Source organism: Solidesulfovibrio aerotolerans, assembly GCF_009856865.1.
Lineage (GTDB): Bacteria > Desulfobacterota > Desulfovibrionia > Desulfovibrionales > Desulfovibrionaceae > Solidesulfovibrio > Solidesulfovibrio aerotolerans.
Map to the genome: position 1 here is coordinate 56,199 of NZ_WVUD01000016.1, position 13,100 is coordinate 69,298.

Here is a 13,100-nt window from a genome sequence, read left to right on the forward strand (position 1 = left end):
CAGGACAACTCCCGGCAGGAGCAGTCGCCCGGCAAGCCATCCCGTGTAACACCGCATTTCGGCAATACGGCAACGCTCTGGCAAACACTGCGCCGCTAGGACCGGCCCCGTAAAAATTTGAGTCCGAACAGGCTCTTTTTCGGTTTTGCCTCTGTCGCGGGGGCCAGAACAGCGGCCAATTCGCCAATGGAGCGGGTCACCGCCGCCCGGGGAGCGGTCTCCAGCAGGGTCTTGCCCTGGTTTATGGCCGAAAGCGTGGTCTGGTAGTCGTTGGGGATGCGCCAGAAGACCGGCAGCCCCAGCGCCTTTTCCATATCCTCGACCACCAGATCGCTTTCTTCCAGGTGGCGGTTGACCACTATCTTCAGTTTTTCCTCAAGCCCGGCCTCGGCGTGGCGGATATTGTCCAGAAACCGGCGCACGTTGGCCAGGCACGGCAGATTCTGAACACCAATGAGCACAATGGCGTCGGACATCTCCATGACCTTCAGCGTGATCTCGTCGAGGTACATGCCCAGATCGATGACCACGGTATCAAAGACCTGGCGCATGAGATCGAGCAGCTTGGCGATATTCTCCGGTGTGGCCATCTGCAGGTCGTCCAGGCGGCTGGGCGGGGCCAGCAGATAAATGCCCGAAGGATGGCGCGACATGACGCTCATGAGATAGGTGGCGTCTAAGCGGCTGATGTTTCCGAGCACCTCGCCCCAGTGGTATTTGGGGGAGAGGTCGAGAAAGAGCTGGGCCTCGCCAAAGGGCAAATTCATGTCCATGAGGGCGACGGTGGCCCCGGGCTTGTGGGTCTGGCAGGCGGCGGCCAGATTGACGGCCAGGGAGGTGGTGCCCACCCCGCCTTTGGCCCCGAAAATATTGATAATGCGGCCCTGTTTGCTGTGCCTTGGGCCAAGCCTGGTTTCCCGGCGCTCTTTAAAGCGCCACAAGGCCATGCGCACTTCTTCATGGTTTATGGGCTGGGGGAAAAATTCGCGCACGCCCTGGCGCATGAGACGCATAAGCACCTCGGCGTCGTAGACCGCAGCGGTTAAAAAGACCTCACGCTCCCCGCGCCGGGCCACCATCTCGGCCACAGCCTCCAGTTCCGCCTCGCCGCCCCCGGCCACCATCTCGCGCACCAGCAGATCGGCGTATTCCTCCCCGGCCCCAAGCACCTCGAAATCGCCGTCTTCGGACAAACATTCCTCGAACACCCCCCGGGCGGTCGAGGCATCCATATCCAGGATCACGGTGAGCTTTTCTTGCATGGTCATGCCCCTTTCCCGGCCAGCCGTCTCATCGCTGCTGCATAAAGGCTTCAAAGCCCCCGGATGCCTTTTTCTCTTCGGGCGCGGCCTTTTCCAAACGCTCGTAGGCCGACTGCGCCCGGGTGCCGTCCATGGAGGCAATCGGGATATCGTTGCCGGCGCCCGGATCGAGCTTCTGGTTTTCAAAAACCGTATGGTAGGCCTTGCCGTAATCCCAGTTCATCTCTTTGTCGGTGGTCTGGCAGCCGGCCAGGGAACCGACCAGGGCCGCGGCCAGGGCGGCCACGAGGGCCGTTTTGCGGATACGTGGCATGATGCGCCTCCTCCCGCCGTGGCGGGTCATTGTTGGCCGCCTGGTTTAATAGCCCCGGGGCTCAGGCAAACGCGTGGCGGCCAGGGGCACGGCATGGCCGAAATCGCCGTCCATTTCCGCTCCGGTGCGGGTCATGCCGGCCAGGGGAGCGCCGGCCGGCGTCTGGGACGGGCGTTTGATGCCCAGGAAAAACTCCAGATCGTCCGGCTCGTGGGCCGTATCCGTGGGCAGGCTTATGGCCTTTTTATCCAGCGGTTTGACCAGATGGGCGGTGACGATAATGACCAGTTCCGACTGGTCTTTTTGATAGCTTGAACTTTTAAAGAGGTTGCCCAGCACCGGGATGTCGCCCAACATCGGATACTTGTCCATGGAACTGCGGCCTTCTTCCTTGAGCAGTCCGGCCACAGCAAAACTCTGGCCGTTTTTGAGCTCCACCGTGGTGGAGGTGCGCCGGGTATTGATGGCCGGGATGGTGAACCCCTGGAGCTGGATGGCCTTGGTGTAATCGAGGTCCGAAACTTCGGGGTTGACCTGCAGACTGATATGGTCGCCGGAGACGACGGTGGGGGTGAATTTAAGCCCCACGCCGAACTCCTTCCATTCGATGCTGGTGGTGCCAAGGCCCGAAGGCACCGGCACCGGAATTTCGCCGCCGGCCAGAAACTTGGCCGTCTGCCCGTTTAAGCACACCAGATTGGGCTCGGCCAGGATTTTCACCAACCCGTTTTGCTTGAGCATGTCGATGACCGCCGTCATGGAGGTGTTGCCGGCCCCGCCCCAGTTGGTGTTAAACCGCATGGCCGCCGTGCCCTGGTTCATGGACATGCTGGCCTTGTTGCTGGCAACGTTAAACTCGCGATACCGCGTCTGGACCGGAGCCGAGGCTGGGATCGAACTGGTCGTATTACCGTTTTCGTCCAGCCAATCGATGCCCGGCACGCTGGCGTAACTGTAGACGTTCTGGGCGGTATCGACATTAAAGGCGCTGGCAGCGATGGAGGTCAGACCGCCAAGGAGGGTATAGCCGAAGTTGCCGTCGCCCACGGCGCTTAAATTGATGCCCATGCGGTTGACCACGCTTTTCGACATCTCGGCCACGCGCACTTCCAGCATGATCTGCTGCACGCCGCCCACGGACAGGAGATTCAAAACCTTTTTGGGCGCATAGATTTCGGCTATGGTCAGGGCTTTTTTCAGGCTTTCGGCATCGCGCACGGTGCCGGACAGGGCAATGGAATCCTGGCTGGCCATGACCTCGATGCCGGTTTCGCCGGGCAAGGTGTCGTGGAGCATCTTTTTAAGCCGCGACACGTCCGGGGCCACATCAAGATCGTAGACCGTGCGGATCTTGTCGCCCTTGTCCCACACCGTCAGGTTGGTCAGCCCCGGAGCCCGGCCGGTGACATAGACCTGGCGCGGCGAAAGAAGCACGAAGTCGGCCACGTCCGGCTGGGCCACCGACACCCGGGCGATGTCGGTATCGCTTTGCAGGATGACGGATTTGCCGATGGTCAGGGCGAGTCTCGGGGCGGAGCGCACAGCCACCGGCGACACGCCGCCCGGAGCAGCAAAAGAGCCCGTTGCCAAGGACAGGGTCAGCAGCCAGACCAGCACCTGCGCCCCCAGATAGCGTATCTTACGGCTTGGCATGGTCGTTCTCCTCCTTGATCGGCGTCGTATTCAGGGAATCAAGGCGGACGCGCTCGCGTTCCGTGCCCCGGATGGTTTCGATGCTGTAGTTCGCTTCCTCGGCCAGCGACGGCTCCGGCTCCACCGGCGGGCCGGCCGGAGCAACGGCAAAGGCTTCCAGGCTTTTGGCCACATCCGCGCCGGAAGTGACCACCACATCGGCGTCGCCGGGTTTGCGCAGGGCCAGATGCAGGCTGCCCAGATCCGACGCCAGGGCCAGCCGCTCGGCTTCCTCGGGCGTAACCATCAGGGTGTAGAAATCGGTATTGGCCAGTTCCTCGCGGCCGTCCTTGCCGATCTTGGTCTCGCGCTCGGTGCCCGTGGCCAGGACCGGGACGTTTTCAAGGATGACCTTGTTGATCTTGTCGTCGTTCTTGCCGGGCTGGGTGTAGGTGGACAACACATCCACCCGGCTGCCCGGAGTCAGCAAGCCCCCGGCCCCCATGATCTTGGTGCCCTTGATGGTAAAGGCCCGCTTGCCGGCTTCCACCGAGGCGTCCAGGCCGCCGCTGACCGTGCCCTTGGGCATGAGCTTGTCCGGCGTGATGGGATCGTCGGCCGAGATGTCGCGGGCGGCTATGCGCCCATACACCTCGACCCCGTCGCGCAAGACGCCCTGGGGCACGGCGTCGGCTTCAAAGGATTTGCCCTGCACCATGCTGGAATCCAGCCGCGCGCCCTTGGGGATGGCCCGGCTGGCCACCAGCACCTCGGTCCTGGCCACGGTCGCCTTGGTCGGCTCGTTTTGCGGGGCGCGCGCCGATCCCAGCCACCGAATGGTCAACACCCCGGCCACCAGGGCCAGGATCACGGCCAGAATCATGTGAGGAATCGCTTTGGATTTCATGCGGGCCTCCGCCTGCCGCTTGCAGACTTGCCGCCGTGACCTCCCGGGGCAGGGAGTCGCGGCAGCAGCGTATAACTTTGTTAAACGGCACGAGTCGCCAGCCGAAATCGAACCGTCTTTTCAAACACCCGCCCTCCCGCGTGGCCGGCGGTCCCGGGGCTAACCACCCGCCACGCCTCGGTTTGCAAAGGCTGGCGGCTTGGAATTCTGTCCCGGGCAAAGAGTTGTTTGCAATTAGTCTGCCAAAAAATGATGCAGCATGACGAAGAGAGAAGGCAGAAGGCAGAAGGCAGAAGAGGCCTCCGGCGGCCGGGGGCCTGAGGCCCCCGGACCCCCCAACGGGAAAAGTTCTGCAAGGGGTTTTTGACGTTGGCGGGGACATTGGCCGGCGGCTGGGGGGATCGGGGCGGTCGGAGGAGGCGCGCATAGAAAGCCGTCCCGACTGTCCGTGGCGGCGTGGATCTTGTAGCCGTAATACGCTTGATTGCCTTTGCTGTGTGGCGCAGTCTGCAAAGCCCCCTCGTTGTCATACGCAAGATGGAGCAGCAGGCCCGCCCAGCAAGGGCCGGGAACTGACGAGGAGTGAGGGGTTCCCCTTGGATTACCGGCCCAGGCGGATACCCTGCTGGGCCGGCACGAAATCGAGCAGGGCAAAATCCCGGCGCACCGTGGCCGGATCTTCGCCCCGCTGCGCGATGGCGCGCGCCGCGATGGTGCCGAGCGTCCCGTCGGCCCGCTTTAAATAGTCGATGCGGCGCGGATCGATGCCCATGATCCGGCAGCAGGTGGCGTCCACTGCCACGGGGTTGCGCCCCAGGACCAGGACCCCGGCGGCCACCGGATCGCCCATGATGGGGCCGTCGCCCTCCATGCCCACGATTCCGTCCACAATGGCGAACCCCGGGCGCACCGTGGCATTGATGTCTAAGATCGACTCCTCGATGCCGGCGAAGTGCAAGGCGTTTTTGGGCCAGCCGTAGACCACCCCGGGCATGACGCCAAACAGGTTTTTCATCGACAGCGTCACTCCGGCCCAGTGGTGGACCTTCATCTTGGCCACCGACACCACCAGATCCACCCGGGCCAGCAGCTGCGGCAGCCACAGATCGCCCAGCTTGCTCACCCCGCCCCGATTGCCGACCAACGTAACCGGCCCGTTGTTGAGGTCGAAAAAGCGCAGCTTGTCCTGGGCCAAAACATCCTCAAGCCCGGACTCCTCCAGCACCAGATAGGCGTCCCGGCGATGGCCCGCCCCCTCACCCACCACCACCGAAGCAGCGCCCAGGGCCAAAAAGGCCTCGGCCGCTGCCCGCAACACCAGCGGATGGGTGTTGATATGGCCGGCCCCGGCATGGGGTTCGACCAGATTGGGCTTTAAAAGCACCCGCCTGCCGGCCAATTCCTGGGGTGTCACCCCCAGTTCGGCCAGCCCCCGGCGCAGGATGCCGGCCAGATCCGCCCCGTAGTCGGCCGCCTTGGCCACGAACACTTCGCTGCGCAGGGGTTCCCGAAAAAGCGGCGGCAAGGCCAGCCCGCCCGCCGCGACAATTCCGGCGGCGGCAGCCAACTTGACGGCCTGGCGGCGGGTGACGCCTCCGGCTTGGGCGCTGTGCTTAGCGGTCATGATCTGCTCCCAAAAGTGCGGCAAAACGGCCGGCCGTGGCGGCAGCGGCGATGAGCTGGGCCAGTTGCGGGGTATCAAAGGGGCCGAAGCGATCCTGCCGGTTAAGGGCAACGCGGCAGTTGGCGCAGACCTCGGCCGTGGCCAGACCGAAGGCCCCCAGGCCAAAGGCCCGCCAGGCAGCGGCCAGGGGCGTGGCCACGGCGCACTCCGGGCCGGCCAGATAGGCCAGGCTCGCGGCCACGGCCGCCGGGTCCGCCCGTCCACCCAGGGCGGCCAGGGCGTGGCCGGTGCATTCCGGGATGGGCAGGAGGATATTTCGGAAAACCCGGGTGTTGCCGTAATTCCAGCCGCCGTTTGGCAACTGGCGGTCGAGCAGCAGGCGGGCGGCCTCGTCCAGGGCGGCTTTGGGGGCCTCGGCCCGGCCGGCCAGGGCCAGCATGGCCAGGGACGTCGGCTCGACCCAGGAGTGGGTGCCGTCGATCCAGGCCCAGCCGCGAAGGCTCGTGTCGTGGCCGACCACGGCCTTGTCCTGGCGCGCCCAGGCCGCCCCGGGATGGCTGGCCAGCCAGGCGGCCGCCTTGTGGGCCGGGCCGGCAAAGGCCGGATCAGGCAGCCAGGCGAGCAAGGCCAGGGTGGTCGGCCAGGCCGCTTCGGGGCGCTGGGGCAAAATAGGCACCCGGCCATCGGCCAGCTGGGTCGCGACCAGGGCGGTTCGGGCGGCCGTCACCGCCGGGTGCGCCTGATCGGCGGCGAAAAGAGCTATGGCCGCCCAAGCTGTCGCGTCCGGGCGCGGCGCGAAACCGTCGGCAACGGCAAACTGTCCGTCCGGCAAGGCCCGCTTGACCAGGGCGTCGAGATGGGGCGAAAGCCCGTCAGGCAGATTCGGCGGCATGGGCGCGCTCCTTTGCTTGCAACAAAATGGGCATCAGCGGCCTGAAAGCAAGCCCCACCGGCGGCTGGGCCGGAAAACCATGCCGCAACAGGCCGGGAGTGTCGATCCCGGCCTGCCCTGGGTTGCGCCTCTCCGAGTCGGCGGCCCCAAAAAATGCGCTCCGGGACGATTTGAAATCTGCCCCGGCCCATGGTAGAAATGAGACACTGTTATGGAAAGCCCTGGTCAGGCGCTTCCCCGCGCCGGCAAAAACAAAGGTATTATGTATGGCTGCTTCGGGTCCGGTTCAGGTTTTGCCTTCCCTGACCGTCCTGGTCGTTGATGACAATGACGTCAACCAACTCTATCTCCAGCATCTGCTGCGCAAAAACGGCCACACCCCCATCCCGGCCGTCGATGGGTCCCAGGCCTTGGCAGCGGTAGCCACTCATCCCGTGGACTGCATCCTCATGGACATCCAATTGCCCGACATGGACGGCATGGCTGTCACCAAGGCCATCCGGGAAGGGGCCGGCGGCGCGATCAATCCCCCGGCAGTGCCCATCCTGGCCCTGACCGCCTACGCCATGCCCAGCGACCGGCAACGCTGTCTGGCCGCCGGCATGGACGCCCATGTGGCCAAACCGGTTCGCGGCCCGGATCTTTTCGCGGCCATCGCCCAGGTTTTGGGCTGCCCCCGGTCCGACGCCGCTCCAGCGGCGGTGCTCGATCTGTCGGAATTTTCCCAGAAAGGCCGCCAGGAATTTGCCGCCGAACTGCTGGCCCTTTTTCTGGAACTGGCCGAGCCCAAGGGCCACGCCCTGGCCGAAGCCGTGGACCGGGGCGATCTGGCCGCCGCCAAGGGGCTGGCCCACGATCTGGCCGGCATGGCCGGACCGCTGCGGGCCGAAGAGCTGGGGCGGGCCATGCGCCTGCTTCAGGAAACCTGCCTGATGGGCGATCCTGCCCTGTGCCGGCAGCACGGCGAGCAGGCCGTCAAAGCGCTGGCCGCTGTGTTAACGGCTGTGCGCAGCCATCCCCTGCTGGCCGCCAGCACCTCCTGAGCGCCCCATGGCCCACATCCTGGTCATCGATGACGACGCCTTTTTTCGGGAATTCCTGTGCCGTCTGCTGGCCGGCGAGGGGCACGAGGTCACCCGGGCCGCCTCGGTGGCCGAGGCCGATGGGCAGGTGCTGGCGGCTGAATTCGATCTGGTCTTTCTCGACGTGCGCCTGCCGGACGGGTCGGGGCTTGATCTCCTGCCGCGCCTGCGCGCCCTGCCCAACGAACCCGAAGTGGTCATCATCACCGGAGCCGGCGACCCTGACGGCGCGGAACTGGCCATCTTAAGCGGCGCCTGGGACTACATCGAGAAATCGGCCAGCCAGGAAGGCCTGCGTCTGGCCTGTCTGCGGGCCTTGCGCTTTCGCGAGAAAAAGCAGGACGCCCTGCCGGTGCGCCGCCCCGGCATCATCGGCGCAAGCGCAGCCGTCGAGCGCACCCTGCGCCAGCTCGGCCGGGCAGCCAGAAGCCAGGCCAATGTCTTAATCGTTGGCGAAACCGGCGTTGGCAAAGAGCTTTACGCCCGGGCCATCCATGACAACAGCTCCCGGGCCCAAGCCGAACTGGTCATCGTGGACTGTGCCGGGCTTCAGGAAACCATCATGGCCAGCGAACTGTTCGGCCATCGCCGGGGGGCGTTTACCGGGGCTTCGGGAGACAAACCCGGCCTGCTGGCCAGAGCCCACGGCGGCACCCTGTTTCTGGACGAGGTCAGCGAACTGTCGCTGGACATGCAAAAGGGCTTTTTGCGCCTGCTGGAAAGCCACACCTACCGCCCCCTGGGCGAAAACCGGGAAATTCCGGTCGATTTCCGGCTGGTTTGCGCCAGCAACCGGGAGCTGGCCGACATGGTCGCGGCCGCAACTTTTCGGGCCGACCTGTTTTACCGCATCCGGGCCGTGACCATCGCCCCGCCGCCCCTGCGGGACATGGCCGAAGATATCCACGATATTGCCGAATACCACCTCACCCGCATCTGCCGTTGCGCCAAACTGCCCCTGCCTGCCCTCTCCACCGATCTGATCGACCTGTTTTGCGGCTACGACTGGCCGGGCAACGTACGCGAACTGGTGCACGTTCTGGAAGCGCTGGTGGCCGCCGCCCCCCTGGAGCCGGAACTGTTCCCCTCGCATCTGCCCCGCGACGTGCGGGTGCGTTTTGTGCGCTCCCGGGCGGCCCGTACGGCCAAACCGACCCAGCCCCCGTCCCGCCCCGCCGGACCTGACCCGGCCTGCCTTCCCTATTCCCTGACTGCGGACGTCCCGCTGAACTGGGACGTCTATAAGCACACGGCCCATGCCCAGGTGGAGCGCGTCTATCTGGAGCGCCTTATCGGAGCCTGCCAGGGCGACATCCGCACGGCCATCACCGTGTCCGGCTTAAGCCAGTCGCGCCTCTATGGCCTGTTGCGCAAGCACGGACTCGGCCTGCGCCCGAGCGGGCCGGGAGCCGCCGGAACGCAATAAGGCCCGCCGCCCGGCCCCTGCCCCTGCTCCTGCTCCTGTTCCTGTTCCTGCTCCAGGCGCTCGGGGGGCAGGCCACTGTCCGACGCCCCTCCTGCCCTTGCCCCCCTGCCGCGCCGCACGTCCGGCCACAATCTGCCGCTTTCCTCTTCAATGGCTCCTGTTTTTCAGGAATCCCACGTGAATTCTTTCGCAGCCAATAAAAAAGCCAAATAAATTAAATATCTTGTCGATAAAATCTTTTGGCTCGATTCTTGATAATGAGTACCAATAGGAATTGGCAGACAAGGAGCGCCATCATGAACGGCCCAGCGGCGTTTCCCACGCAAACCACTACCAGCCGGTTGCCGACCGGCCGGACCACGCGTCTGGCCTACCTCAACGAGCGTGAAGTGACCGGCGTCGGCAGCCGTTTCTGGGATTTGACCCTGCACAAAACCGCAACCGGTGGTTATATCCTGGAGAGCGTGATCGGCCCGGGCAACCGTCCCAGTCGCCCCATGGCGGCAACACTGGCCTTTGCCGATGCCGCGCAGTTGCTTACGTTTCTTGGCGCGCCCGACGCCCTCTCCCCCCTGGCCGAGGGTCTTTTGGAACGCGCCGCCGGCCTTGATCCCGATCTTGGCCCAAGGAGAGCACCATGAACGCGACCAAATATATGCGCCTGCTGGCCCTGCTGGCCCTGACCCTGGCCGGCGCGTGTCTGGCGGCCCAGGCCGCTGCCCCTGACAAGCCCGACAACTCCGGTGCCGCCCAGGCTGCGGTTTCCGGCAAGGAGGACACCATGTCCAGCCTCACTGCAACCCAGGCCGTGGCCACCCTGGCCGGCGGCTGTTTTTGGTGCGTGGAAGCGGATCTGGAAAAGCTGCCCGGCGTGACTGCCGTGGTTTCCGGCTATACCGGCGGCACGGAACAAAACCCCACCTACGAACAGGTGTCCTCGGGGGCCACCGGCCATTACGAGGCGGTGCAGGTCTTTTTTGATCCGAGCCGCACCAGCTACCGCCAGGTCCTCGATGTTTTTTTGCGCCACATCGATCCCACCGACGCCGGCGGCCAGTTCGCCGACCGGGGGCGGCAATACCGCACGGCCATCTTTGTCCACGACGACGCGCAAAAGCGCACGGCCAAGGAGGCGCTGGCCGATCTGACCGCTTCCGGCCGCTTCAAGAACCCCGTCGTCACCCCGATTCTGCCGTTCACCTTTTTTACCAACGCCGAATCCTACCACCAGGACTACTGGCGCACCCATACGCTCCAATACAAGACCTACCGCAGCTTCTCCGGGCGCGACCAGTTCCTGGCCAAGATCTGGGGCAAGGACGAGGCCGCACCGACAGCCAGCCCGGCCGATGCCGGGTCTGCTGCGCCAACCGCCACTCCGCCGACCGCCGGGCCTGAAACATCGGGGACAACCCCGGCCCAAACGCCCCCGGCCTGGCAGACGTTTACCCGGCCGCCCGACAGCGTGCTGCGAACGACCTTGTCCCCCATCGCCTTTGAAGTGACCCGGCAAAACGGCACCGAACGCCCCTTTGACAATCCCTACGCCGACAATAAGGCCCCGGGACTTTATGTGGATGTGGTGTCTGGTGAGCCGCTGTTCAGTTCCCGGGACAAGTTCGATTCCGGCACGGGCTGGCCAAGCTTCACCCGGCCCATACGCCCGGACGCCGTGGTCGAACGGGTGGACAAGAGCCTCTTTTCCACCCGCACCGAGGTGCGCAGCCGGGTGGCCGACTCCCACCTCGGCCATGTCTTCCCGGACGGCCCCAAGCCCACCGGCCTGCGCTATTGTATGAACTCCGCCGCCCTGCGCTTTGTACCGGCCAAGGATCTGGAAGCGGCCGGCTACGGCGCATACGTCAAGGATATCCAGTAATCAGAGTCCTTTCCTGCCACTTTCCCTGCCGGAATCGATCCCGGACGGCTGCGGCCGTCCGGGATTCCCGCCTTTTGCCACGCTTCACTTGTGAAACTGGGCGCAATCTACTGGTAAACCGATCCGTCATCAGCTAAAATTCGAATGTCGCCCTGCTCCTGCCGGCGGCCCGCGTCAGTCAGCCATCCGCCAACGGCCTGTCAGGCCAGGGAGACGGTGTGGAAAACAACGGGGAACACAAGTGCCGGTAAGCGTCAAAGGCAAGCTTGCGACGCTGTGCGGCTCTATACTGGCAGGATTTGTCCTGGTCTTTGTCGTGGACTATCTGGAGAGCCGATGCATCGAACGCATGCTGACCCTGGAACAGTTGGCAGTGACCGCCCGCATCCAGGCCCTGGAAATGCGCCGCCAGGAAAAAAACTTCTTCCTGCGCCACGATCCCGAAGCCCTGGCCGCCGTACGCGGCCACCAAAAGGCCGCCGTCAGCGCCATTGAAACCATCCGCACCCTTGACCCCGACCACGACCCCCTGTGCGATGCCGCACTCGCCCAGCTCGGGGCCTATCTGGCCGGTTTCATGGCCATGGCCGGCAGTCCCGACATCCCGGACGAGGCCGATCCCGTCGCCCTGTATCTCGAACGCTCCCAGTCCCTGGAACAACTCGCCGCCGTGCACCCCGCCCTGGCCCCGGCAATCAACCGGCTCATGCGCCTGGAAAAACACTGGCTGGCCTCGGGCACGCCTGATGATCTCAAGCGCCTGCGTCGCGAGGGCGCGCGCCTGGGTGAAACCGCCCGCCAGGAAAGCACCCCGCCGGGCGAGGCGGACAGGGTGCTCGCCGACTACCTGACCGCCCTGGCCGCCTACGCCGGCCGCGTGGAACAAGCCGGCTCCACCGAAGCCGCCTTCGTGGCCGCCGCCAGAGCCTTGGAGCCGGTCACCGAAGACTTGCGCACCCGCTACGAAACCAAACGCCACGACATCACCCGCTCGGCCGATCTGATAGTGGCTGCCCTGCAACTGACGATTTTGCTCCTGGTGGCCCTGGCCGCCTGGGGGCTTTTCCGCTCTGTGGCCGGTCCCCTGGCCGAGCTTGGCCGCCACGCCCGCCGGGTGGCCCGGGGCGAGGACGGCAACCTCGATCCGGCCGCCTTCTCCGGGGAATTTCAGGAACTGGCCACCGATCTCGCCCGCATGGAATCCCACCTGCGCACCACCATCAACACGTTGGCCGACAAGGAACGCGAGGCCCGTCTGGCCAGACAGCGGGCCGAAACGTTAAGCCGGGTCAAATCCGATTTTCTGGGGCTGGTCTCCCACGAGTTCAAAACACCGCTGACCTCCATGGTCGGCTTTGCCCAGGTCATGCGCAAACGCCTGGAACGCGGGGTCTTTGCCAAGGCCGCCCGCAACGACTACGAACTGGCCGCCGAAGCCGCCCGCTACAGCCACAACCTCGCCATTATGCTGGAAGAAGGCCGCCACCTGACGGGACTGATCGACAACGTCCTCGAACTGGCCGCCCTGGAATCCGGCGATCTGCCCCTGGCCCTGGCTCCCGTGTCCATCGCCGACATCGTGGACCGGGCCGCAATGCCGCACCTGGGGGCCATGACCCTCAAAGGGCTGGCCTTTGCGCGCGACATCCCGGGCAATTTCCCCCTGGTGCGCTGTGACCGGGACCGCATGGTCTTTGTCCTGGGCCAGCTTTTGTCCAATGCCGTCAAATTCACCCGCAGCGGGCACATCGCCTGCCGGGTGCGCCGCGAGGCGGACATGGCCGTTGTTACCGTCGAAGACACGGGCCAGGGCATCCCCGCCGCCATGCACGAGGTCGTCTTTGAGAAATTCCGACAGCTCGGGGATGCCACCACCGGCAAAATGCCCGGACTCGGTATCGGCCTGGCCGCCTCCCGGGCCGTGGTGGAGCACCATGGCGGCGTCATCCGCATAGCCGGCCAACCGGGCCACGGCGTGGCCGTCACCTTCACCCTTCCCCTGGCCGGGGCCGGCGCATGAGTCTTTGCTTCCTCCCGGACCTGGACTATTATCCTGTCCGTATCGACAACCACCCAGAGGCGG

General features: G+C 65.0%; 11 protein-coding genes. 5 read left to right on the forward strand and 6 right to left on the reverse strand.

The window, feature by feature from the left end:
• Positions 1 to 95: 95 nt before the first annotated feature.
• The 6 genes from GTA51_RS10525 to GTA51_RS10550 all read right to left on the reverse strand — a co-directional run bounded on the left by GTA51_RS10525 (position 96) and on the right by GTA51_RS10550 (position 6,630).
• Positions 96 to 1,268 (reverse strand): CpaE/TadZ family protein, encoded by a 1,173-nt coding sequence (locus GTA51_RS10525; protein ID WP_246198083.1) that lies wholly within the window; start codon positions 1,266 to 1,268, stop codon positions 96 to 98.
• A 22-nt stretch (positions 1,269 to 1,290) separates the two neighbouring features.
• Positions 1,291 to 1,575 (reverse strand): hypothetical protein, encoded by a 285-nt coding sequence (locus tag GTA51_RS10530; RefSeq protein ID WP_160960920.1) that lies wholly within the window; start codon positions 1,573 to 1,575, stop codon positions 1,291 to 1,293.
• Positions 1,576 to 1,620: 45 nt separating this feature from the next.
• A complete protein-coding gene (locus tag GTA51_RS10535) occupies positions 1,621 to 3,228 on the reverse strand; it encodes a type II and III secretion system protein family protein (protein ID WP_160960922.1) in 1,608 nt (535 codons plus the stop codon).
• Positions 3,215 to 4,114 carry a Flp pilus assembly protein CpaB gene (gene cpaB, locus GTA51_RS10540; RefSeq protein WP_160960923.1) on the reverse strand — a complete coding sequence of 300 codons (900 nt, stop codon included), beginning with the start codon at positions 4,112 to 4,114 and terminating at the stop codon, positions 3,215 to 3,217. The genes GTA51_RS10535 and cpaB overlap by 14 nt, the downstream gene beginning before the upstream one ends.
• A 601-nt stretch (positions 4,115 to 4,715) precedes the next feature.
• A complete protein-coding gene (locus tag GTA51_RS10545) occupies positions 4,716 to 5,738 on the reverse strand; it encodes a DUF362 domain-containing protein (RefSeq protein WP_160960925.1) in 1,023 nt (340 codons plus the stop codon).
• Positions 5,728 to 6,630: a prenyltransferase/squalene oxidase repeat-containing protein gene (locus tag GTA51_RS10550; protein ID WP_160960926.1), complete on the reverse strand. Its 903-nt coding sequence runs from the start codon at positions 6,628 to 6,630 to the stop codon at positions 5,728 to 5,730. Before GTA51_RS10550 ends, GTA51_RS10545 begins: the two co-directional genes overlap by 11 nt.
• 266 nt (positions 6,631 to 6,896) lie before the next feature.
• On the opposite strand from GTA51_RS10550, the gene GTA51_RS10555 reads away from it, so the two are divergent.
• From GTA51_RS10555 to GTA51_RS10575, 5 genes are all read left to right on the forward strand, one after another.
• The gene (locus tag GTA51_RS10555) at positions 6,897 to 7,673 is read left to right on the forward strand and encodes a response regulator (RefSeq protein WP_160960928.1); all 777 of its coding nucleotides are present in this window, start codon (positions 6,897 to 6,899) and stop codon (positions 7,671 to 7,673) included.
• A 7-nt stretch (positions 7,674 to 7,680) separates the two neighbouring features.
• The gene (locus GTA51_RS10560; RefSeq protein WP_160960929.1) at positions 7,681 to 9,138 is read left to right on the forward strand and encodes a sigma-54-dependent transcriptional regulator; all 1,458 of its coding nucleotides are present in this window, start codon (positions 7,681 to 7,683) and stop codon (positions 9,136 to 9,138) included.
• A 296-nt stretch (positions 9,139 to 9,434) separates the two neighbouring features.
• The gene (locus GTA51_RS10565) at positions 9,435 to 9,779 is read left to right on the forward strand and encodes a hypothetical protein (RefSeq protein WP_160960930.1); all 345 of its coding nucleotides are present in this window, start codon (positions 9,435 to 9,437) and stop codon (positions 9,777 to 9,779) included.
• Positions 9,776 to 11,017 (forward strand): peptide-methionine (R)-S-oxide reductase MsrB, encoded by a 1,242-nt coding sequence (gene msrB, locus GTA51_RS10570; protein WP_343039505.1) that lies wholly within the window; start codon positions 9,776 to 9,778, stop codon positions 11,015 to 11,017. The genes GTA51_RS10565 and msrB overlap by 4 nt, the downstream gene beginning before the upstream one ends.
• Before the next feature lie 241 nt (positions 11,018 to 11,258).
• Positions 11,259 to 13,037 (forward strand): ATP-binding protein, encoded by a 1,779-nt coding sequence (locus GTA51_RS10575; RefSeq protein WP_160960931.1) that lies wholly within the window; start codon positions 11,259 to 11,261, stop codon positions 13,035 to 13,037.
• Positions 13,038 to 13,100 lie beyond the last annotated feature (63 nt).

Coding starts and splice junctions, on each gene's coding strand:
- GTA51_RS10525 (WP_246198083.1), bottom strand. CDS start 1,268: ATGACCATGCAAGAAAAGCTCACCGTGATCCTGGATATGGATGCCTCG.
- GTA51_RS10530 (WP_160960920.1), bottom strand. CDS start 1,575: ATGCCACGTATCCGCAAAACGGCCCTCGTGGCCGCCCTGGCCGCGGCC.
- GTA51_RS10535 (WP_160960922.1), bottom strand. CDS start 3,228: ATGCCAAGCCGTAAGATACGCTATCTGGGGGCGCAGGTGCTGGTCTGG.
- cpaB (WP_160960923.1), bottom strand. CDS start 4,114: ATGAAATCCAAAGCGATTCCTCACATGATTCTGGCCGTGATCCTGGCC.
- GTA51_RS10545 (WP_160960925.1), bottom strand. CDS start 5,738: ATGACCGCTAAGCACAGCGCCCAAGCCGGAGGCGTCACCCGCCGCCAG.
- GTA51_RS10550 (WP_160960926.1), bottom strand. CDS start 6,630: ATGCCGCCGAATCTGCCTGACGGGCTTTCGCCCCATCTCGACGCCCTG.
- GTA51_RS10555 (WP_160960928.1), top strand. CDS start 6,897: ATGGCTGCTTCGGGTCCGGTTCAGGTTTTGCCTTCCCTGACCGTCCTG.
- GTA51_RS10560 (WP_160960929.1), top strand. CDS start 7,681: ATGGCCCACATCCTGGTCATCGATGACGACGCCTTTTTTCGGGAATTC.
- GTA51_RS10565 (WP_160960930.1), top strand. CDS start 9,435: ATGAACGGCCCAGCGGCGTTTCCCACGCAAACCACTACCAGCCGGTTG.
- msrB (WP_343039505.1), top strand. CDS start 9,776: ATGAACGCGACCAAATATATGCGCCTGCTGGCCCTGCTGGCCCTGACC.